Here is a 22,721-nt window from a genome sequence, read left to right on the forward strand (position 1 = left end):
CTCTTCCTGACTTTCCCGTGTCAATGAACTTGATGCTAGAGACATTAGAGGTTATCGAAAAGCGCTCTAAAATGGAAATTTGAGCAGATTTAATTACCGGGCTTCCTAATACAACTATTCAGGGAATCGTGATTCAAATTCACACTCCTAACGCCGACAAACTAAGTGGCGAGATTACCTTACTAAGTGTCATTGCCGACCAACTGCGGAAAATAAAAACAGAACTTGCTGACAAAGACTACATTCTGGCAATCAAATCTTATCAAGAACGCTTGCCCGTTTTCTGTACGGGAGACTTAATCAAAGAAAATCAAGTATTTATTGTCAAAAATACCCGAAATTTTACCCTAGATGACCAATAGCAAAACTAACCAAGAATATTAGTGTAAAGTCGAGGGCGCTAATCTGCCAGACTTTCTAATATCCTCAAAAATCTTACTTGCCAAAATTATAGCCAAATTCACAGGAACAGCATTGCCGACCATTTTGTATCCATCAGCAATATACTTGTATTTAAAAGTAAACTCATCCGGGAAAGTCTGAACTCTCGCGCACTCTCGCACAGAAAGCCGACGGTAAGGCTGAGGCGAATTGGGGTCAAAAATGCGTTTGTCTTTGCCAACCAAAATCATTTTACTAGCTTGAGGATGGAGAGGCGCGTGTCTGCCACTTGCCTGAATTGTAAAAGAAGGTTCTGACCAACTCCTAACTCGATTCCGCGACATATAAATGCTGGAAAACCCCAAATCCGCACATTCGTGATTTGGGACAGAATCGTGATAATTATCTAATTTAGCCTTAACTGACATTGGCGCGATCGCCTGCAAATCAAAAATCGCATCTTTCAGCGTCAAAACCTCGGTTCCAGGTTCGGGAAACTCAAAACCAAAACCCAGAGTTTCCCGATAGCCAACAACAATCACCCTTTGCCTATCTTGCGGAACACCAAAATTTCTAGCATTCAACAACTTGTACGAAACCCGATACCCGATGTCCTCAAACTGCGATAATATATAAGTGAAAGCATCCTTGTTTCTGGGAGCCAAAATACCGCTAACATTCTCAGCTAAAAAAAACAAAGGCTGCTTGTCCCGCACAATTCTGATATACTCCCAGAAAAGTTGACCCCGACAGTCATCAATCCCCCGTTTAGCGCCGGCCGCACTCCAACTTTGACAAGGAGGTCCGCCGATTATCCCAATACAGTTGGGAATTTCATCAGATTTGATTTTTCTGATATCTCTGCGATCTAAAATAGTTTCAGGATGATTGTAATTATACGTATCCCAAATAGACTTATCATATTCATTCGCCCAAACCGGATTAAACCCAGCTAAGCGAAAACCCAAATCCAGCCCCCCACAACCAGAAAACAGAGAAATAATATCAAAAGCCACCTTTTTTCGCCCGCAATAAATACAATAAATCAATTATAAACCTCTCTTTTCTTAGATATCTATCTCTTTCTTCTCTCACTCTGCGCCCTCTGCGGTTAATAAAAAAATATAATTCACACACAAACAGAATTTATCATCCTCAATGAATGCAGAATCCATCCTCCAATCTTACCAACACTTCGGCGTCCACCTCGGCCTAGAAAGAATTCACCAAGTTCTAGAAAAACTAGATAACCCCCACCAAAAAGTACCCCTTATCCACATTGCCGGCACCAATGGCAAAGGTTCCGTTTGCGCTTATCTCTCTTCCGTACTAACAGAAGCAGGCTATCGAGTTGGACGCTACACATCCCCGCACCTAATCGATTGGACAGAAAGAATTTGCATCAACCAAAAACCGATTTCCCCAACAGAATTGCAACAGTGTCTAGAACGAGTTGTCGCCGCCACCGAAAACAACACCGAAACTCCCACTCAATTTGAAATAATCACCGCAGCAGCTTGGCTGTATTTCGTCGCACAAAAAACAGACATCGCAGTCATAGAAACTGGATTGGGCGGTAGATTAGATGCGACTAACGTTTGCGAAACACCTCTCGCTAGCGTCATTACTTCTATCAGTCTCGAACACTGGCAAATACTCGGCCCCACCGTTGCAGATATTGCTGGGGAAAAAGCGGGAATTCTTAAAGCAAAATGTCCGGCAGTTATCGGAGAATTGCCAGAATCAGCTAGAATAGTAGTAGAAAAACGCATTCAAGAATTAGACTGTCCGGCTACTTGGGTAAAACCAGCAGTAGATTTAGGACAAGGATTTGCAGAATATCAGTTTAATCGAAATGCGGATAAAATAAAATATCAATTGCCGCTGCTGGGAAAAATTCAATTAATGAATTCAGCAATTGCGATCGCAACTTTGCAAATTCTCCAAAACCAAGGATGGCAAATTTCCCCAACCGCGATCGAAAACGGTATCGCCAAAACCCAATGGCCCGGAAGACTCCAGCAGACAACTTGGAAAAACCGCAATATATTAATTGACGGCGCGCACAATCCAGCCGCAGCGATCGCCCTGCGCGAATACGTCGATAATCTTAACAGTTCCCAACCGATTAACTGGGTAATCGGCATTCTGGCGACTAAAGACTGCGACGATATTTTGAAAGCATTACTCAAAAAGGGCGATGGCCTTTACCTAGTACCCGTACCCGATCAAAACTCTTCATCCCCCGCAGAATTAGCCACCCTAGCTCAAATTATCTGCCCCGGATTAACTCTCTGTCAAGCCTTCCCCGACTTAACAACAGCTTTAGATGCTGCTGTTACAGGTGACAACCTAACAATCCTTTGCGGTTCGCTTTATCTCGTCGGCTATTTTTTGCAACAACAACAATCCCAAGCTTAAACGCATCCTGCCTTAAGATGAATTGTTCGGGTAAACTGCAAGAGATGCTTCATAGACACTGGGTTTCTTGTCGTAATCTCATGTCCGTTAGCAGCGAATAGGATAATAGCATCCGCCTTGTGAAGAGGCGGTAATTTCATCATTCGATAACAACTTAAAAGCTTATATATGCTTATATGTGGCGATACAGATTGCCATTATTTAATAATACGTCAAGTGGCAGAAAAAAGCAAGGGGCGAACTCAAAAAAGATTAATGCTTAATGCCCAATGCCACTCCCCTATTTTTGTTACAATTCAAGTGAATTTAGAAAAATTTAGAGATAAAAGTTTATGAGCAACCTTATATCGGTGCAAACGCTAATTGAATATATAGAAGCTTTGCCAGCCCAAGAGCAAACTTTACTATTTGACGAGCTTTTCAAGCGAAACATAATCAAGCAGCGTCAGGAAAACAATACAGCAGCAGTGAAGGCGTCTATCATGGCAGAAAGAGAAAAGCCGCGCCAGGAAAACACCAAGCAGACAGTCAAGACAAAAACACTCTTAACAGGTAATGCTACCTGCGACATTCTCGCAGCCGATCGCACTAACTTTGGGGGCGACCTCGACAGCTCAACTGCTCACATAATCATTAAAAACGAATCAGACACAACAGTCAGTGCAGCGTTGCTGGGATGGCCCGAATGTAAAGCTTTTGGCGAGACGCGATCGCAAGCACTGCAAAACCTTCACGATTTAGTAAATGCCCAGCTAGCCGAAGCAGAAATCGTCTCTGTCAAAATCACTTCTAGTCGATCAAACAATCCTTGGGTGAGGTTAGCTGGTAAGGATGAAAACGATCCGCAATACGATGAGGTATTGGCACACATAGAAGAATATCGTCGCGAACTCGATGCAGAAACCGAAGCTTATTACAGTCAAATTGACGCTGCGGCTGAGACCAAATGAGCCGATACATACTTGATACGGATTGTTTCTCCCTTTGGCGAAAGAATCATCCAATGATGGTGCAGCGGGTCGAGGTTAACGCAGAAAACCTTGCTGTAACTATCGTAACCGTAGAGGAAGTAATTCGCGGCAGGTTCAATGTTATCAGACAGGCTTCTGAACCTTCGCAAGCGGACAAATTAGTATTGGCTTACATCAAGTTATGGGATACATTAGATGTTTTCAAAAATCTCAACATTCTGAAATTTGACCAGAATGCTTTCACTATTTACACTGAGTTCCGCAGTCAAAGAATACGCATCGGCACGCAAGATTTGCGGATTGCTGCTATTGTACTTGCTAATAATGCTATCCTCGTTACGCGCAACCACCGAGATTTTTCGCAAGTGCCTGATTTAGTGCAGGAAGACTGGACAATTCAACCTTAAAAGCAAGAGGCGAGATCAAAAAAAATCCCGCCCCAGCTTCAATTAAAAACTACCTTTGATCCCAAGCCTTAGCCGCATCAGCCACAGCTTGGTCTACCGACTTCTCGTCCAACATTGCCGCCTGCAAATTGTCATAAATCGCCTTTTGCAGCTTCTTAACATCCTTGAGAGGCGGAATCAATAGCTCGGCGGAAGTCAACCCAGAAGCACTAACAACCCGAGCTCGATCGGCAGCAGCAGCATCAGCCGGAACGCTCTTAAAATAATCGTCCTTTAAAGCCTCAACCGTAGAAGGCAAAACATTAGCAGCCTTAGCAAAAGCCAACTGATTTTGAGAATTAGTGACGTACAAAGCAAATTTGACAGCATCATCAGGGCGCTTGCTGTCGCGGGGTACAACCAAATTCATCACCGCCACAGTCTTCTTGCCGGTTTCCCCCGTAATTTGAGGGGCAGCAGCCGAAACAGCACCAATACTAGGAGCATTCTCAGCAATCGCCTTCAAAAACTGAGGCCCGGAAGCCAACAAAGAAGTTTCCCCAGCTTGATAAAGCTCGATCGCCCTGCGATGTCCCTGCACCAAAACATCCTGCGGCAAAAGTCCGTTTTTGTACAAATCTACCCAATACTGAAAAACAGCTTTGCCTTTAGCAGTATTAAAAGCAGCCTTGCCTTTAGCGTCCACCAAAGGCACACCCATCTGCACGAAAGATTGCAGCACTTCCGCCGAATCTTCCGGCACAAAAGTCACAAAAAAAGCAAACTTACCAGTCTTTTCCTTCACCTGCTTGGCAACAGTTGCCAACTCGGCATAGGTAGCCGGAGGCTTAGCAATTCCAGCCTTCTTCAACAAATCAGTATTGTAAATTGTCACCCCAGTCGTGAGATACCAAGGAATGCCAAAACTCTTGCCGTCGAGTACGCCAGCTTTCCAGATATTTGGCAGATAGGTCGATCGAACTTGCTGCGGAATCCGAGAATCCAAATCCAGCCAAGCATTGCGTCCCGCCAACAGCGAAGCAAAATCGGGATTTAGGTTAACCACATCCGGCGCCGTTTTAGCCGAAACAGCCCCCAAAATTTTGCTTTCCATCGCCGACCAAGGAACGTCCACCCAGCGCACCTTCACCCCTGGATTTTCCGCTTCAAAACCGGCGATCGTCTTGTTGAAATACTCAGTAAACTGAGGTTGAAGCTGCATAGTCCAGAACTCGATTTCCTGCGTATTATTTGCCTGGGAATTAACAGCCGGCTTGCCACAACTTACCACCGCAGCCAGCAGCAGCCCCACCAGTCCAAAAACAGCAAACAGTTGCCAAGATTTACGTTTCATAGAATAAAATTTGAGAGTTATGGGAACCGTTAGATAACAAAGCGTGAAACGAAGCTATCCCTTTCCCCGCAGGGGTTCCCGTTCCCCGTAGGGGTTCCCGTAGGGTAGGGAATCGCCCGAATCAAGCGCGATCGAGTCAGTAACAGAGTTTTGTACCTGGGCCTAGGAGCGAGATAGTCTGTTTTTGTGCAGAATCAGCAGGTTTTTGGTCGATCGAGTTGGAATTTATTGACATTCGCAGCAGAATAGCTATTGTCAAGTAAATTGGATAGCATAAAATCGGAACTAGCGATCGCGCAACACAGACGGAGCGGCGTAGCTACGGCGGGATACCGAGATTACAGCACTATTTCGGCAGTTGGAAACCAACCCTCCAACACCGGACTCGCTGAATCAGGCTGGCCAACAACAAAAGAAAAAAATAGCAATTACCGGCGACCCAATCACATGGTTAACTTTTTCAAAGGTCTACTTTCCCAACGCCAGCCAGGAATCGGGATCGAAATAGCCCCAGACCGCATCAACATCATTCAGCTCGAAAAGAAAGCTCAGGCATTAAAATTAGGCATCCTAGCCTCCATAGAAGTTCCAGAAGACATAGTACAAGAAGGACAAATAGTCGATCCGCCGGGAATGGCAGAACTAATACGTACCGTCCTTGCCGACAACAAAATCAAAGCCAAGCGAGTAGCCACAGCCATTCCCGGCCGCGAAGCCGTCATCCGCCTCATCCCAGTTCCTGCAGAGCTCAACGAAGAAGAACTGCGGGATTACATGAACGCAGAAGCAGGACTGTACTTGCCGTTTCCCAGAGAAGACGCGGACGTAGACTATCAAAAAATAGGCCTTTTTGTAGATGACGACGGAGTAGAAAAAGTGCAGGTCGTGTTAGTAGCAACCCGCCGAGAAGTTACCGATACATACATCGAAACCTTCAAAGAAGCCGGACTGATTATAGACGTACTAGAAGTAACCAGTTTTGCCCTAATCCGCACCCTCAAAGAACAACTGCAACAATTTTCCTCCCAAGAAGCAGCAGTTCTCACCGCCATAGAATTTGACAGCACCGAGTTAGCTATAGTAGTGGACGGCATACCTCAGTTCAACCGTACCATCCCGATCGGCACCTACCAAATCCAGACCGCCCTCAACCAAGCCATGAACCTGCCGCCAACCAGAGACACCAGCGAACTGCAAGGCATGACCCTGCCCGTCACAGATACAATGGGCGCATCGGGAGACGCCAATCCGGGAACAAATGCGATGATAAAAGTATTGGGAGAACTAGCAGACGAACTGCGCCGCTCAGTAGACTTTTACCTCAACCAGAGCGAAGAACTCGAAGTAGCGCAACTGCTGCTAGCAGGCCCTGGAGCTGCGATCGGCAAACTAGACGAATTTTTTATGCAAAGATTAAGCTTGCCCGCATCTCAAGTCGATCCCATCGAAACCCTAGGACTCGAAATCAGCCAAGAAATTACCCCAGAACAGCGAGCAGGTTTAGGAGTCGCGCTAGGTTTAGGACTAAGGGAGGTTATGTGACCTAACAGTTTTAGATGAGAGAAAAACCCATTTGAGAATTTTAGGTAAAAATCCCTTCCAAAAGAAGAAGGTAGAAAGTAGAAGGTAAAATATTGGAGGTAGAAGGTAGAAGGTAAAAGGTAGAATATATCTGAAGTAGAAGCAGCCCCTTTTTTCAGTAGAAGGCAAAAAGTTGTTTCTTTCTTCCCTAAATAAATCCTTCACTTGTACCAGCAATCTTGGGTTCTGTCTAAAATCTCAAATTTCAAATTTAAATCTATAGCAACAGCCAAGACTGTTAGGACATTCTTAATTGCTCAAACATAAGCGGTAAATCAGTTTTTCCTTCTTCCTTGTGTCTTTTACCTTCTACCTTGTGCCTTCTGCCTTCTTCCTTCTGCTATAAAATCGAGTGAAGCCATGTACAGCCTAGATATTAATTTTCTCAACGACCGTCCGGACTACAAACCCGTTGCAACCAAAAGCCCAGCTAAAAAAAGTTCCGGTGGGGCCAAAGACCAACTGCCCATATATGGGGCGGTGCTGTTTGCCTTCGGGGTCAACGCCGCCGTCCTGGGCGCCTGGTGGTGGGCGACTAACGAAAATAACAAGTTGGCCCAACAACAAGCAACCATCGACCAAGAACTGGTAACGTTAAACACTCAAGCCAGCACCATCAAAGCCATCAACGCCGAAACCGACCAAGTTACCGCCGAATACAAAGCATTAGCCGGAGTATTCGACCAAATTAAACCTTGGTCAGCGATGCTGCAAGACCTCAGCGCCCGCACCCCGGCGGGAGTGCAAATTGGCAAAATCGAGCAAATCGACCCCAGTCCCTCCCCCGTTGCAGCAGCACCCCCACCCCCTGCAGCCACCCCCGCAGCCAGCCCGTCCCCAGGGGCGAGTCCGTCTCCAGCCAGCCCTACCCCGGCTGCCGCTCCCCCCCCCGTCGTCCCGCAGCAGGCAGCAAAAGTACAAATTTCCGGGATAGCCAGTACCTTTGCTCAAGTTAACGACTTTATGCTGCTAGTCCAGCGTTCTCCTTTCTTCCTTAACACCGATACCAAACTGATAGCGGCCACATTAAAAAACAACCCCGCACAATTACAAGTACGCAACCAAAACGCAGCACCACCAGAACTTCCCAAACTGCGACCGGTGGTGGAATATAAAATTGAAACGACGCTCAGCCCGACCGGAGCCTCCGAGTTGCTCCCCGAGCTCCGCAGCAAGCAAGCAGACGGGCTAGCAATACGGATAGAAACACTTCAAGAAAAAGGAGTGCTAGAACCACAAAAACCAGAGGTGAAAAAACAATGACAGCAAATCAGTTTATTCCCAGCGGCGCACAAGCAGAAGATACAGGGGCTCAGGAAATATTCGGCATTAAGCTGACACCCCAAGTCCAAGCAATCGGCATCGCGGTTCTCGGCCTTCTACTTGCCGGCGGCCTCGGCTACCAGTTCGTACTTCCCGAATTCCAAAAAAGCGGCGAATTCCAGCAAAAACTTAGCGAAAGCAAGCAAACGCAACTGCAATTGCAAACTCAAATTCAAAAAAAGGCAGAAGCAGAAGCAAAGCAAGAAGAAGCAAAACAGCGTCGGGCAAACGTGACGGCAATGTTTGCCAGCGACGCCAGCGCCAACACGCTTTTGCTTGACATGACGCAACTGGTTAATAGAATCAATGCCGGCGTGCAAGGAGATGACCTCAAGGCTAAAATTACCAAGTTTGAGCCGGATAGGCCCCCAGCGGCAGCAACCGCCGCGCCGGGAGCTCCAGACCCTGATATTCTCGCCGATACTTCCTTCGGGCCGTCCCTCGCTGGCAAGCTCAGACGGAAAAAATTTAAGGTAGAGTTTGAAGGCACTTTCGCTCAAACCCGCAATTTTATGCGTAACTTGGAGTTGATGCAGTCACTGTTGGTAGTGAGGAATTTGAAATCTGAATTGCTAGCATCAAATCAGCCCATTGAAGTTGACTTTTTGAAAGGGAAAATAGTCCCTGTGGAGCAGCCGCCAACTAAAATTAAAACTGCTTTTGACTTGCACGCGCTGCTGCCGTTAAAGCAAGAAGAAAAACCGCCAACTCCGGCTCCAAGTCCTGGTGCTAAGTAGCTGTAGTTTGGCGGATATTAGTTAGCTATTGTTACCAAATGGCTATTTCACAAGAAAGGAGAAGACAGCAGGTTAAATTTTGAAGATTGAAGGTAGAAGTCAAAAAATATGAATGCCAGAAAAATATTTTTTATATGGCAATCAACAATTTGCTCTAAAACCTAATTTCTTCTAATACCATTTTCAAAAAGGAATGGAAATGTATAGCAATTTTTGCAGGAGTCGTATTTCTTTTACCCCAGCCCAATCCTCCCCTTACAAAGGGGAGGGAGTAAGAAATCCACAAATGATGCGAGGGTTGCTGTAGGATAGCTTCTAACCCTGATATCATCAGTTATTCCCAATAGAAAAAAGAAAATCGAAAAGGGCATAACTTCTTCCTTAAAAAAGGCTGGAAGCGAGAATATTTTAGTCAGTTTAGCAGCTAGCGACAAAAGACTGCGAACAAAAAATAACAAAGTGTAGTGGAGGAGAGAACGTGAAACAGCATCTACGGTTAAGTGGAGGACTCTTATGCAGCGTTGCAGGAGTTGCGATCGCCCAAGCCCCCGTCTGGGCAGCGCCGACTCAAGTCACAGGAGTGCAAGTAAGTCAAGGCAATAATGGCGTAAATATTGTGCTGGCGACAGAAAAGGGCGATCGCCCGCAAGTTTTCGCCATCAATAACGGCAATACTTACCAAGCCACAATTGTTAACACCCAGCTTCGCTTGCCACAAGGCAACAGCTTCCGTCAAGATAACCCCGCTCCAGGGATTTCTTCCGTAGAAATCAGCCAGGTAGAGGCTAACAGCATCCGCGTTGTGGTGGCGGGTACCAACGGAGTTCCCAACGGACAAATTGTGCCGGGACAAGGCCAAAGCATCGTTCTCAGCGTTGCCGGACAGGGTGGTACAGCACAGTCTGCCCCAACTGTACCCCCGCCGCCTCCAGGTCTGCCGCTGAGCCAAACAGCTCCCCCGCCGGCTCCCCAAGTCCGAACCTCGCAAACCCCAGGCGTGCTGCTGCCAAATCCCGAAGTTACTGTTACCAGGAACGATCGCCCCCCCCTCCCCAGCGAAATACAATCCCAGACAAATCAGGCTGCGCCTTTCCAACCGCGCGCCGTGGCGCCGCCCTTGGGAGATATCGCAGTGTCTAACATTGCCCCCGGCGCGGGAAATATTGAACTGAGTTCGGGAGAACGCATCCCCCGCTTGGTGCTGCGGGATGCCCCAGTCCGGGACGTTTTGGCTCTGCTGGCCCGCGCTGCGGGCTTGAACATTGCTTTTACAGGTGGCGGTGCCCCTGCTCAACCGGGCCAGCCCGCAGTGCCTGGTCAGCCGGGAGCCACCGGTTCAGATGAAGGGCCCAAGATTTCTTTGGACATCGAAAATGAGTCGGTGCAAGATGTCTTTAATTACGTGCTGCGCCTCAGCGGGTTGCAAGCTAACCGCCAAGGGCGGACGATTTTTGTAGGGACTAGCTTGCCGATCGACTCGCGCAATATTATCATTCGGACTCTGCGGCTCAATCAAGTTCGGTCTACGGATGCAGCTAACTTTTTGAGCGCTCAAGGGGCGGAAACTCAACTGCCGATTACTCGGGTGACAATTCAAAGCGTGGGCCAGGGAAATGCGGCGCGGGATGTAGAAATTAGGGAACCTGACATTAAGGCGATCGGCGCTAGGGAAGGCACCGGGCCGCTCTTGCTGAGGGGACTGTCGGTGCTGGCGGATTCTCGGCTCAATTCCATCACTTTAGTGGGAGACCCGCGCAAAGTTGACATGGCTGTGGCTTTCTTGACACAGCTAGATTTGCGTCGCCGTCAAGTTGCAGTCAACGTCAAGGTGATCGATATCAACTTGTTGGGAAACAACAACACCAGCAGCAGTTTCTCTTTCGGAATTAATAACAATTTCTTTGTCAATGACAATGGGGCGGCAAGTCTCAATTTTGGTGGCATCAATCCGCCCACTGGGACTGCCCTTGGGGGGATAAACGCTCGGCCGATCGTCCAGAACCCCCTAGGAACCCCCGATGTTTTCTACGATGCGAACGGTAGGCGTATCGTGCCGTTTACAGGTCAAGGTCTCGAAGGTCCCGCCAAAGGTGTGTTCCTCCAGCCGACAGCCCCAATTACTAATGACCCCACGCGAGTTGGAATTACGGATTACGAGCCAGGCTCGACGACAGGCTCAGGAAGTGCAGAGTTCGGCTTGTTCCCGCTGTTCCAATATCCCAGGAGATTCCTGTCGGCGTTGCAGGCAACGATTCAGAGCCAGAATGCCAAAATCCTGACCGATCCGACTTTGGTGGTTCAAGAAGGAGAAACGGCGAATGTGAATATTACTGATGAGGTGATCAGTAATATCACGTCCGACACCCAGACTACCGGAAATACAAGTACCACAACGGTGACGGCTGTCAAAGACAGGGCTGGTTTGCAGTTGGGGGTGGCGATCGACCGGATTGACGACAACGGCTTTGTGTCTCTGCGGGTCAACCCGATTATCAGAACACCGGGCAGCCCCCAAAACCTAAGCACGGGCCCGAACACCAATACTATCAGGCTGCTGGGCGAGCGCTCGTTGCAATCGGGATTAATTCGCCTGCGGGACGGTCAGACTTTGATTGTTTCGGGGATTATCCGCGACGAAGAACGGATTACAGCGAACAAGATTCCGATTTTGGGAGATTTGCCGATTATCGGTTCGCTGTTCAGGAGTACCAATAAGGCTAACCAGCGGGCGGAGTTGATTGTATTGCTGACACCGCAGATTTTGGATGATAGCGATCGATCGAACTTTGGCTACCAAAACAACATCAGTCCCGACGCCCGCCAACTGTTGCAGCGCAGCCAGCCCGTCCAGCCGAGACAGTAGAAACGAAGGAAAAATGCCTGGCTGTCAACTTTCCACCCTCTTTCCCTTGAGCTGACAGTCGGACAGGGGTTTCAACCTCGGCCTCAAAGCTAAAGTCCTCTTGCATAGGACTAAAGAACTCATTAGTCCTATGCAAGAGGAGTATAAATCAATACTCCGGACAGTTTTTGAGACAGAGGCTGAAACCCTCATTCTACCGTTAGCATTTGACCTCGCTGAGAAGGCCCAAACCCGCATTCTACCGTTAGTGATTGAAAACTGTCCGGACTATTGATAAATCACTCTTTCAGTCGTCTAAAGACGACTTGAGCTATGAGACAGGGACTTCAGCCCCTGGCGGGTTTAGGGAGAATGAAACAGCCCTGCCCCGCTGGCGAAAGAAAGAGGGGAAATAAAGAAGAAAGAAGGAAAAAACTTTTCCTTTAGCCCTTGACAAATTACATTTTATTCCTTCTATTTCTTCTTTTTTTAAGCTTTCAAATCCACCGAGGCGACAAATCTTCTCTCCAAGGTGGTATTTTTTTACCTAAATTTTGGGATTAATTAAAAAAAATTAGCAAGTTCCATATAAATTAAAGGTTCCACCGATCCATAACGGTCGGCAAGACTTTAGAATAATGCAGTGAAAATTAGATGCTGTGGGGTTTTCAGCACTTAGAAACAAAAATTCCTTTTCTGACCAATTACCCTAGGGTAATTAGTATTCAGCAGGAGTTGTGATTCGGGGAAGCGGACGGGAGCAATAGGGAACCACCCAAACCTCCCAATCCACACCTCAATCCAGTTGAGCACTCACGGCTAATAGTTGAACTAACTCTGTTTAACGTAATTTTGCAAATCCAGAAGGAGTTCGCAATGAACAAAGGTGAATTGGTTGATGCAGTCGCGGAAAAGGCTAGCGTGACGAAAAAACAGGCAGATGCTGTTTTGAGTGCCGCCCTTGAAGCAATCATGGAAGCTGTCTCCGATGGCGACAAGGTGACGCTGGTCGGTTTTGGCTCGTTTGAGTCGCGGGAACGCAAGGCCCGCGAGGGTCGCAATCCCAAAACTGGCGACAAGATGGAAATCCCGGCAACCAGAGTTCCTGCATTTTCCGCAGGGAAGTTGTTTAAGGACAGAGTTGCACCGCCGAAAAACGCGGAATAGCTGGCGAACTGAGTCTTGATTAGACCTGTACACGGTGGGAATTTAGCTTGGGCAGCCGCACTGGCAGGCTGCCCTGCCTCTGCTATTCTGGATTTTTCTGCCAGTATCAGTCCTTTGGGCCCTCCTGAGTCGGCCCTGGATGCGATTCAATCACACTTGAGCAGTCTTACGGCTTACCCAGACCCGGATTATGGAGAGCTCAGGACTGCTTTGGGTGAGGCTTTGAATGTTGACCCGGATTGGGTTTTGCCGGGGAATGGTTCGGCGGAATTGTTGACTTGGGCGGCTTGGGATTTGTCGAAGCTTCCGGCGACTTATTTGGTGACTCCGGCTTTTGGCGATTACTGGCGGGCTCTTTCGGCTTTCGGGGCGAAGGTGCTCAAATGTCCTTTGGATCTCCAATTGTTGGACGCGGAGCCTGTTCGCCGATTAGTAACGGATGATTTGTCGGTTTCTAACCGTTCCCTTGTCTCCCCTTCTTTCCGTCTCCCGGTTCCTCTTGCTCTCGATGCCGAGAGAGGTTTGCTTCTGAACAACCCGCACAATCCTACGGGTTTACTGTTTGGGAGAGAGGCGATTTTGCCTTATGTGGAGCAGTTAGGTATGGTGGTGGTGGATGAGGCCTTTATGGACTTTCTACCGCCTTCTGAGCAGGAAACTTTGATCGATGCTGTTGAGGAGTTTCCGAATTTGGTGATTTTACGATCGCTCACTAAATTCTATTCTCTGCCGGGACTGCGGTTGGGCTGTGCGATCGCCCATCCCGATATTCTGCGCCGCTGGCAGCAGCAGCGCGATCCTTGGCCTGTGAATGCTTTGGCTGCTGCTGCTGCTGCTGCTGTGGTTCGAGATGCTGCTTTTGAGCGGCAAACCTGGGATTGGCTTCCTGTTGCTCGCCGAGAGCTATTTGAGGGTTTGGCTAATTTACCCGGTTTGGAACCTTTTCCAGGCGCGGCTAATTTCTTGTTGGTTGAGTCGTCTATGTCGGTTTCTTCTATTCAAAAAAGTCTGTTGGAACGACACCGGATTTTGATTCGGGATTGTTTGAGTTTTCCTGAGTTGGGCGATCGGTTTTTTCGGGTAGCTGTGCGCTCAAGGGCGGACAATCTGCGGCTGATTGCTGGACTTACGGATGTCATTAGTCGTTAACTCGGAAATTCATTTCACGCCAACATCAAAGATTTGGCGTGAGATGAATGCCAGTGAGTTTAAGACTGCACATCTTTGATAGAGTCGGTGAACCGCAGATGTAAGACAGATAAACACAGATAAACGCAGATAATTTCCAGAATTAAGAGCTAAGGAAAGCAATTCAAGTCTGCTGATTACTGACTGCTGACTATTGACTACTGACTACTGACTTCTTTATTTATGCTTGACTATGATTTAGTGATTATTGGTGGAACTCCGGCCGGACGTTATGCTGCTTTGACTGCAACTAATTTCCCGGCTCGCGTTGCTTTGGTGGAACCGCTAAGTAATTCCCAAGATTTGCCGACAGGGGGGAAAGAGTCGATCGACCTTGGTTTGAGATACAGCCAAACTTTGAGGGAGGCTGCTCGTTTTGCTCAGCAGATAACCCGCCAGCAGTTGGGGGTGCGCTGGGAAGTAGCTAATTCCTCCATGCCGATCAAATTAGGGTTTGACGGGGTTCTCAAGTGGGCCGAGGGTGTTGTTTCTAATTTGTCAGAAATTGATGATCTCGGCGTTTTGGCTGCTCGCGGTGTCGATGTTATTTTTGGCAGCGGCGAGTTTGTGGCGAAACCGGATTTGGCTTTTGTTGTCGGCGGGCGAAAATTGCGATCGCTTTGTTATTTGCTAGCTTGTCCAACTCTGCCGGCGATTCCCAATATTGAAGGACTTTCGTCTGCTGGCTTTTTTACTTCGGAAACTGTCGGGGAATTAGCAAAACTTCCAGAGTTACCTAAAAGTTTGGCTGTAATCGGTGCCGATCCCAGCGGTGTCGAAGTGGCTCAGACTTTTTCTCGGCTGGGGGTTGCTGTCACTTTGGTGGTGAAAAGTTCGCACATTTTGGCTAAAGAAGACCGGGAGGCTGCTGGTTTGGTGCAAGCTGGAATGGAAGCTGAAGGAGTGCGAATTCTGACTGCTACTGAGGTGACTCAAGCGAGGGTGATTGATGGTAAGAAGTGGATTCAAGCTGGGCCAAGGGCGATCGAAGCTGAGGAGATTTTTCTGGCCGCCGGTAGAGGGCACAATTTTTCGTCATTAAATCTCGAAGCGGCTAGGGTTAAATTCAGCGATCGCGGGGTGATTTTAAATGAAAAGCTGCAAACAACTAATCACCGAATTTACGCGATCGGCGATGTTGCTGGAGGTTATCCGTTCCCTCACATCGCTAATTACGAAGCTGCAGTTGCTGTGAAAAATGCTTTGTTTTTGCCAATGTTTCAAATAGATTATCGCGGGATTCCTTGGGCGATTTTTTCTGACCCGCAATTGGCGAGGGTTGGCTTGACTGAAGCGCAAGCAAGGCGCCGTTTTGGAGACGATCTCATTGTTTGTCGGGAATATTTCAAGAATGTTGAAAGAGCTCAAATGTCCGGGGATACAACTGGTTTTTGTAAGATTGTCGGGCGTCGCAACGGGGAGATTTTGGGAGCGAGTATTGTGGGGCCGCAAGCTGCTGAGTTGATTCACGCGATCGCCTTGGCTGTGCGTCACGGGATGAAGGTTGAGGCGATCGCCCAACTTCCTTATATTTGGTCGAGTTTTTCGGCAATTAACGGTCAAACTGCTGCTGTTTGGGAGTCGCAGCGCTTGGGCAGCAACACTTTTATGCAGAATTTGTGGGAGAATTTGTTTCACTGGCGCAGGTATTGGAAGTAAAAAAATCAAAGGGGTAATTGGTAATTCGTAATTGTAAGTATCTGAGTGGCAAAATATAATTGACTTGGGCTAGTTCCATAGTCTACTTATGAACTTTGGCATTTAATGCCTGATTCACTTATTAGATTGGGCAGCTTGTTGTGGCATCTCGACAAATAATTCGGCTGGCGATTCCCTGAATCCCAATTTATCCCAAATCTGACACACAAACTCAATTTTCTCTGCTTCCAGCTTTAAATTACGCTCCGCCCGAATTGTATTAATGACATTAAATTATTACCTAAACTATATATTAACATTTAATAGGCGATCGCATACAAGCATCGGTGTCAAAAATACTTTTAAGTACCTGAGTAGCCTCTTAAATTTTTCTTCTATCAACTGCTCTCCTTCACTCAGCCTTATCCTCCTTCATTTTCTACTTAGTCTTAACTCAAGTATAAACAGCTCTTACATAAACAATTCAAGTATTGTTTTAAACTCGTGTTTTCATAAGTTGAACCACAAAGTATATTAAGAAAAATGTAATACACTGAATACCACAGCAGATAGAGCGACAATAGTAGATATCAACTCTCAGAAACTTCAGGCTTTATAGAAGTAGTAGGAATACGTAGGTATGACTAGCATCACAAATCTTGTTCAAGGATATTACATAAACGAGCAAATATACGCAGGTAATCGAACTCTAGTTTATCGTGGCATTCGCTCGGAAAATGGGCAGCCAGTCGCGATCAAACTGCTGCGAAATGACTTTCCCCGCTTCAACGAACTGCTTCATTTTCGCAACCAGTACATCATTGCTAAAAACTTAGATATCCCTGGCAGTGTTAAGGCATACAGCCTGGAGACTTACCATAACCACTATGCTCTGGTGATGGAAGACTTTGGCGGAATTTCCTTAAGTAACTACCTTGCTAGTCTCGCATCCGATAGCAACGAAGCTCTAGAAGGCTTGCCCGTTAACGAGTTTCTTCCCATTGCCATTCAAATTGCCAACGCCCTTGACGGACTTTATCGCCACCGAGTCATCCATAAAGACCTCAAGCCCGCCAACATTCTGATTAACCCCACCAGCAAAGAAGTGAAGCTGATTGACTTCAGCATCGCTTCCCTGCTGCCTCGCGAAACCCAAGAAATTCAAAATCCTAACGTCCTCGAAGGCACTTTACCCTACATATCTCCAGAACAAACTGGCCGGATGAACAGGGGTATTGACTACCGCACAGATTTCTACTCTTTAGGAGTAACATTCTACGAATTACTAACAGGAAAGTTACCATTTCAAACAGATGATCCAATGGATTTGGTACACTGCCACCTCGCCAAACAACCTATCCCAGCCTCAACGATCAACCAGAGTGTTCCATTGGTGCTGTCTGAGATTGTCAGCAAACTGATGGCGAAGAATGCTGAAGCTCGGTATCAAAGCGCGATCGGACTCAAGTTTGATTTGGAAACTTGTTTATCCCAGTGGCAAGAGACAGGGACGCTGACTAACTTTAAAATAGGGGAGCGAGATTTGTGCGATCGCTTTACTCTTCCAGAAAAATTATACGGTAGAGAAAGGGAAGTATTCTCCCTGCTAGCGGCCTTTGAGCGCGTCAGTGGGGGAAGCACGGAAATGATGCTCGTTGCCGGTTTCTCCGGCATTGGCAAAACCGCTGTTGTCAACGAAGTTCACAAACCAATTGTGAGACAGCGAGGATACTTTATTAAAGGCAAATTCGACCAATTCCAACGTAACCTTCCTTTTAGTGCTTTTGTCCAAGCTTTTCGCGATTTAATGGGACAATTGCTGTCAGAAACAGATGCTAAAATTGAAGAATGGAAGTTAAAAATTTTGGCAGCTTTGGGCGAGAGCGCTGGGGTGATAGTTGAAGTCATTCCCGAACTCGAACGTATTATCGGCTCGCAACCGCCAGTCCCAGAACTTTCTGGCAGTGCCGGTCAAAATCGCTTCAATTTGTTATTGGAAAAGTTTATTCAATTATTCACAACAAAAGAACATCCTTTAGTGATTTTCTTGGACGATTTGCAATGGGCAGACTCAGCATCGTTAAAATTAATTCAACTGCTGATGAGTGCTACCGATAACTGCTATCTCTTATTAATGGGAGCTTATCGAGATAACGAAGTGTTTCCAGCACATCCCTTGATGCTGACCTTAGCAGATATTCAAAAAACTGAAGCAAAGGTGAATGCGATTACCTTAGCTCCGCTCGATCGAGCGGACGTAAATAGTTTAGTAGCCGATACTCTAGCTTGTTCTACAGCGTTGGCTCTGCCTTTGACAGAACTCGTTTATCAGAAAACCCAAGGCAATCCATTTTTCAGCACACAATTTCTCAAATCTTTGCATGAAGATGGGCTAATTAAATTTAATTTTGAAGAGCGGTATTGGCAGTGCGATATTGCCCGAGTGCGAACCTTGGCACTAACAGATGATGTAGTAGAATTTATGGCACTTCAGTTGCGAAAGTTGCCAACCCAGACACAGGAAGTTTTAAAGTTAGCTGCTTGTATTGGCAATCAGTTCGATTTAGGGACTTTAGCAATTGTTGATGAAAGTTATCCCGTAGAAACCGCAACAGATTTATGGAAGGCACTAGAAGATGGGCTAATTTTACCCATTACCGAAGTTTATAAGTTTTATCAAGCAGAGGTGAATAGCGAATCGGTAATCGGTAATGGGAAAAAATCTGACCAATTATCATTTACCCATGACCAATTACCCAAATATAAGTTTTTACACGATCGGGTCCAGCAAGCAGCCTATTCTCTCATTCCTGAAGACCAAAAGCGCTCGACTCACTTAAAAATCGGTCACCTGCTGTTAGAGAAGACGCCAGAAGCAGATCGAGAAGAAAGAATTTTTGATATTGTCAACCACTTAAATGTGGGAGTTGAGCTAATTACTCAGGAAGGACAACGGGAGCAATTAGCACAGTTGAATCTGGTTGCTGGAAAGAAAGCCAAAGCTGCTACCGCTTATGATGCTGCGGTTGAATGCTTCAATATTGGCAGGAAATTACTGACAGAAAGTTGTTGGCATAATCAATACGAACTAGCCTTGGCGCTGTCTACAAAAGCAGCAGAAGTGGCATATCTCAGCGGTGATTTTGACCAGATGAAAAAATTAGCAGCAGTCGTGGAAAACAGCGCCCAAACGCTGCTGGACAAAGTAAAAGTGTACGAAGTCCAAATTCAAGCTTATATAGCTCAGAACAAGTTACTAGAAGCAGTTAATACGGCGCTACAAGTCTTAAAGCTGTTGGAAGTAGAATTTCCTTCTAAAGTGAACCCGTCAGATATTGAGCAGGCACTAGGGGAAACTGCGTCAATTTTGAACGGCAAGCAAATTGAGGATTTAATTGACCTGCCTCAAATGAGCGATCCCTATAAACTAGCAGCTATGAGACTTTTATCAAGTATCTTTGCTGCGGCATACATTGCTGCGCCAGAACTGGTGCCTTTGACGGTGTGCAAACAAGTAGATTTATCTGTCCAATATGGTAATGCTTCGGTATCTCCGTTTGCTTATGCAAATTATGGTCTTCTACTTTGCGGAGTTGTGGGAGATATTGATTCGGGTTATCAGTTCGGCCAATTGGCTTTAAATCTATTGTCGAAGTTGAATTCTCAAGAAATCAAAGCCAAGACAGTCGTTATGGTAAATATATTTATCCGACCTTGGAAAGAGCATCTGAGAAAAACCTTAGAACCTCTGGTATCAGCTTACTCTACTGGAATGGATACAGGAGATTTACAATATGCTGCCTTTGGTCTAATGCTGTACTCCTATTTTGCTTACTTTAGCGGCAAAGAACTGACTGTCCTTGAAAGAGAAATGGCAATCTACAGAAATGCTCTTCATAAAAGTATGCAAACAACAGCGCTTCATTATCACGAAATTTATTGGCAGGCTGTCTTAAATCTTCTCGACAATAGTGGAAATAATTGCTGCTTAAAGGGTGAAGCCTGCGATGAGCAGATCAGGTTGCCACTGCTCCAGCAAGCAAACGACAAAACGGGACTTTACTACATATATTGGAACAAACTTTTACTTAGTTACTGGTTTGAAAATTACTCAGAAGCGATTGAAAATATTGCTTTAGCAGAGAAGTATTTGGACGCAGTGGTAGGATTGCCTCTTATTCCTCTCTTCCATTTTTACGATTCTCTAGTGAGGTTGGCGGTGTATTCTGATACTCCACAGTCAGAGCAACAGAGGATTCTTGACAGAGTACAAGCTAATCAAGAAAAAATGCAGAAATGGGCGCATCATGCCCCCATGAATCATCTGCATAAATTCTATCTAGTGGAGGCTCAACGGCATCGGGTTTTAGACGAAAAAATAGAAGCGATCGAGATGTACGACAAAGCGATCGCTCTTGCTAAAGAAAACGGGTACATCAACGAAGAAGCTTTAGCTCACGAACTCGCTGCTAAATTCTATTTAGAATGGGGTAAAGAAAAACTGGCAAAACCCTATTTAATTGATGCTTACTATGCTTACGCTCGTTGGGGAGCAAAAGCAAAGATTGACCATCTAGAACAGCGCTATCCTCAATTGCTTGCTGTGATCCTGGAACAGGAGCGAACTCGCCCGAATCCGAGTGAAACAATTCACACATCCACCCATAGTGAATCATCCGTATCTAACACGAATAGAACAATTATCGGTAGCACCAGCAGTTGGGGCTTAGTAGATTTGCCGACAGTTATCAAAGCTTCTCAAGCTCTATCTAGCGAAATTAAACTCGATCAATTGCTCACTACCCTGATGCAAGTGGTGGTGAAGAATTCCGGAGCACAAAGCGGAGCATTAATTTTGAATGAAGAGGGAAACTGGAGGCTCAATGTCCACTGCACAAACCGTCAAGACTGCCTTCTGCAATCAATTCCGGTTGAGGAGAGCGAAGTAATTCCTCTGAGCCTGCTCAACTACGTCAAGCGTACAAAAGAAACCCTGATTTTTGATGATGCTAGCAATCAACCAAGATTTGCATCTGACCCCTACATAATCCAACACCAACCTCAGAGCCTGCTTTGCACTCCAATCAGCGAGCGAGGGAAAATGATGGGGATTTTGTATTTGGAAAATAATTTAGCAACAGGGGTATTCACGGGCGATCGCGTCGCCATCCTAAACATCTTTTGCTCCCAAGCTGCAATTTCCTTGCAGAACGCCCGACTGTATCAACAATCTCAGGAATATGCCCAAAAACTAGAGCAGTCTATCCAGGATCTCAAACAGATGCAACTGCAATTGGTGCAAGGTGAGAAGATGTCTGCTCTAGGAAATTTAGTCGCAGGGGTAGCCCACGAAATTAACAATCCCGTAGGCTTTATCGCCGGCAACTTGCAACCCGCTCAAGAATACGTCGGGGATTTATTCAATTTGATCGATCTCTATCAAGAAACATTTCCCAATCCGGGAGGGAAAATTGAAACAGAAATTGAGGATATGGACTTGGAGTATTTGCGAGAAGATTTGCCCAAATTGATTGGCTCAATGAAGGATGGAGTTGAGCGCATCCGCAATATCAGTACGAGTTTGAGAACGTTTTCTAGGGCAGATAGCGATCGACCAGTTTCTTTCTATATTCACGACGGACTCGAAAGCACTCTCCTGATTCTCAAGCATCGTTTAAAAGCAAGCGAGTTTCGCCCTGCCATTGAAGTTGTGAAAGAGTATGGTGATTTGCCCCTCGTGAAATGCTTTCCCGGCCAGTTAAACCAGGTATTTATGAACGTACTGGCCAATGCCATTGACGCTCTGGAGGAGTCAAATAAGGGACGCATTTTTCAGGAAATTAAAGTCAGACCTAATCAAATCACGGTTCAAACTGCTCTGAGCGAAGACCAAAATCAGGTTTTAATTCGCATTAAGGATAATGGAGTGGGGATGTCGAATGAAGTCAAGGAAAACATCTTTAACCACTTATTCACAACCAAATCTGTGGGTCAAGGAACCGGATTAGGATTGTCTATAGCCCACCAAATTGTTGTGGAAAAACATGGAGGTACATTAGTGGTGAATTCCTCCTTGGGGCAGGGTTCGGAGTTTGTGATTTCTATTCCAGTATGAGCAGTTCGTGCTAGGCTTTTACCGCATAGAGCACCGCCTCCCAACTTGGAACCTCGTTATTACAAGAAAGAGGACACGGGGAACGGGAAACAGGCTCTCTTGCTCTCAGGCTAGGAACTAGCGACTACAAACTAGGGAAATAAAAACTCTAGGCTCATTACCCCATACTCCGTCCGCACCTTATTAGTTAGTGATGGAGGCAGCGGTTTACAACCGCCTGCTTTACAAAAAAACTCTTCCCTGTTTTTGTTCTCGGTTTCGAGTTAAGAATTCCCTGGAGATTCTACGCATCTACCTTACTGAAACGAAAACGGCTATCATGCTACTGAGATTGTGGAGTTTAATTTCATAGCTGAAAACTCTATTTGAATTAACTCATTTTTGATAGAACGATCGCTAACATCATAATGTGCACAGCGCGGGCCCTACGTTGAAATTTGGGTTAGATAGGCAGCGCGCACCCTACATTAATAAGGTGCGCGCTTGCCACTTGAGGCTTAGATGTACGGAGAGGGTGGGATTTGAACCCACGTTAGAGTTACCCCTAAAGTAGATTTCGAGTCTACCGCATTCAACCGCTCTGCCACCTCTCCAAGTGATTTGAGATGTGAGCTAAA

General features: G+C 46.3%; 14 protein-coding genes and 1 tRNA gene. 12 read left to right on the plus strand and 3 right to left on the minus strand.

What is annotated here, in order from left to right; genetic code table 11:
• Positions 1-128: 128 nt before the first annotated feature.
• On the plus strand, positions 129-362 hold the full coding sequence (locus QUA23_RS21710; protein ID WP_333078085.1) for a hypothetical protein: 234 nt from the start codon (positions 129-131) through the stop codon (positions 360-362).
• A gap of 18 nt (positions 363-380) precedes the next feature.
• Here the strand turns inward: QUA23_RS21710 and QUA23_RS21715 are convergent, their stop codons facing one another.
• Entirely contained in the window at positions 381-1,397 is a 1,017-nt protein-coding gene (locus QUA23_RS21715; RefSeq protein WP_333078088.1) for a DNA cytosine methyltransferase, read from the minus strand.
• Positions 1,398-1,539: 142 nt separating this feature from the next.
• On the opposite strand from QUA23_RS21715, the gene QUA23_RS21720 reads away from it, so the two are divergent.
• The 3 genes from QUA23_RS21720 to QUA23_RS21730 all read left to right on the plus strand — a co-directional run bounded on the left by QUA23_RS21720 (position 1,540) and on the right by QUA23_RS21730 (position 4,180).
• Positions 1,540-2,802 (plus strand): folylpolyglutamate synthase/dihydrofolate synthase family protein, encoded by a 1,263-nt coding sequence (locus QUA23_RS21720; RefSeq protein ID WP_333078089.1) that lies wholly within the window; start codon positions 1,540-1,542, stop codon positions 2,800-2,802.
• Positions 2,803-3,134: 332 nt separating this feature from the next.
• On the plus strand, positions 3,135-3,752 hold the full coding sequence (locus QUA23_RS21725) for a hypothetical protein (RefSeq protein ID WP_333078090.1): 618 nt from the start codon (positions 3,135-3,137) through the stop codon (positions 3,750-3,752).
• Positions 3,749-4,180: a type II toxin-antitoxin system VapC family toxin gene (locus QUA23_RS21730; protein ID WP_333078091.1), complete on the plus strand. Its 432-nt coding sequence runs from the start codon at positions 3,749-3,751 to the stop codon at positions 4,178-4,180. Before QUA23_RS21725 ends, QUA23_RS21730 begins: the two co-directional genes overlap by 4 nt.
• 49 nt (positions 4,181-4,229) lie before the next feature.
• Here QUA23_RS21730 and QUA23_RS21735 read toward each other — a convergent pair whose 3' ends face one another.
• Entirely contained in the window at positions 4,230-5,513 is a 1,284-nt protein-coding gene (locus QUA23_RS21735) for a sugar ABC transporter substrate-binding protein (protein WP_333078092.1), read from the minus strand.
• A 447-nt stretch (positions 5,514-5,960) separates the two neighbouring features.
• On the opposite strand from QUA23_RS21735, the gene pilM reads away from it, so the two are divergent.
• The 8 genes from pilM to QUA23_RS21775 all read left to right on the plus strand — a co-directional run bounded on the left by pilM (position 5,961) and on the right by QUA23_RS21775 (position 22,104).
• A complete protein-coding gene (gene pilM / locus QUA23_RS21740; protein WP_333067299.1) occupies positions 5,961-7,055 on the plus strand; it encodes a type IV pilus assembly protein PilM in 1,095 nt (364 codons plus the stop codon).
• Positions 7,056-7,454: 399 nt separating this feature from the next.
• The gene (locus QUA23_RS21745; RefSeq protein ID WP_333078093.1) at positions 7,455-8,357 is read left to right on the plus strand and encodes a PilN domain-containing protein; all 903 of its coding nucleotides are present in this window, start codon (positions 7,455-7,457) and stop codon (positions 8,355-8,357) included.
• The gene (locus tag QUA23_RS21750) at positions 8,354-9,154 is read left to right on the plus strand and encodes a pilus assembly protein PilO (protein ID WP_333078094.1); all 801 of its coding nucleotides are present in this window, start codon (positions 8,354-8,356) and stop codon (positions 9,152-9,154) included. The genes QUA23_RS21745 and QUA23_RS21750 overlap by 4 nt, the downstream gene beginning before the upstream one ends.
• 478 nt (positions 9,155-9,632) lie before the next feature.
• Entirely contained in the window at positions 9,633-12,017 is a 2,385-nt protein-coding gene (locus QUA23_RS21755; RefSeq protein ID WP_333078095.1) for an AMIN domain-containing protein, read from the plus strand.
• An 837-nt stretch (positions 12,018-12,854) separates the two neighbouring features.
• The gene (locus tag QUA23_RS21760) at positions 12,855-13,163 is read left to right on the plus strand and encodes an HU family DNA-binding protein (protein WP_278187376.1); all 309 of its coding nucleotides are present in this window, start codon (positions 12,855-12,857) and stop codon (positions 13,161-13,163) included.
• Positions 13,164-13,178: 15 nt separating this feature from the next.
• A complete protein-coding gene (cobD, locus tag QUA23_RS21765) occupies positions 13,179-14,312 on the plus strand; it encodes a threonine-phosphate decarboxylase CobD (RefSeq protein ID WP_333078096.1) in 1,134 nt (377 codons plus the stop codon).
• 222 nt (positions 14,313-14,534) lie between these two features.
• A complete protein-coding gene (locus tag QUA23_RS21770) occupies positions 14,535-16,010 on the plus strand; it encodes an NAD(P)/FAD-dependent oxidoreductase (protein ID WP_333078097.1) in 1,476 nt (491 codons plus the stop codon).
• Positions 16,011-16,629: 619 nt separating this feature from the next.
• Positions 16,630-22,104 carry an AAA family ATPase gene (locus QUA23_RS21775; RefSeq protein ID WP_333078098.1) on the plus strand — a complete coding sequence of 1,825 codons (5,475 nt, stop codon included), beginning with the start codon at positions 16,630-16,632 and terminating at the stop codon, positions 22,102-22,104.
• A 506-nt stretch (positions 22,105-22,610) separates the two neighbouring features.
• Here the strand turns inward: QUA23_RS21775 and QUA23_RS21780 are convergent.
• A tRNA-Ser gene (locus QUA23_RS21780) sits at positions 22,611-22,697 on the minus strand.
• Between the last annotated feature and the right edge of the window lie 24 nt (positions 22,698-22,721).

Source organism: Microcoleus sp. Pol1C5 (genome assembly GCF_036701115.1).
In the GTDB taxonomy this organism is placed as follows: domain Bacteria; phylum Cyanobacteriota; class Cyanobacteriia; order Cyanobacteriales; family Microcoleaceae; genus Microcoleus.

Coding starts and splice junctions, on each gene's coding strand:
- QUA23_RS21725 (WP_333078090.1), top strand. CDS start 3,135: ATGAGCAACCTTATATCGGTGCAAACGCTAATTGAATATATAGAAGCT.
- QUA23_RS21750 (WP_333078094.1), top strand. CDS start 8,354: ATGACAGCAAATCAGTTTATTCCCAGCGGCGCACAAGCAGAAGATACA.
- pilM (WP_333067299.1), top strand. CDS start 5,961: ATGGTTAACTTTTTCAAAGGTCTACTTTCCCAACGCCAGCCAGGAATC.
- QUA23_RS21770 (WP_333078097.1), top strand. CDS start 14,535: ATGCTTGACTATGATTTAGTGATTATTGGTGGAACTCCGGCCGGACGT.
- QUA23_RS21730 (WP_333078091.1), top strand. CDS start 3,749: ATGAGCCGATACATACTTGATACGGATTGTTTCTCCCTTTGGCGAAAG.
- QUA23_RS21720 (WP_333078089.1), top strand. CDS start 1,540: ATGAATGCAGAATCCATCCTCCAATCTTACCAACACTTCGGCGTCCAC.
- QUA23_RS21735 (WP_333078092.1), bottom strand. CDS start 5,513: ATGAAACGTAAATCTTGGCAACTGTTTGCTGTTTTTGGACTGGTGGGG.
- QUA23_RS21775 (WP_333078098.1), top strand. CDS start 16,630: ATGACTAGCATCACAAATCTTGTTCAAGGATATTACATAAACGAGCAA.
- QUA23_RS21745 (WP_333078093.1), top strand. CDS start 7,455: ATGTACAGCCTAGATATTAATTTTCTCAACGACCGTCCGGACTACAAA.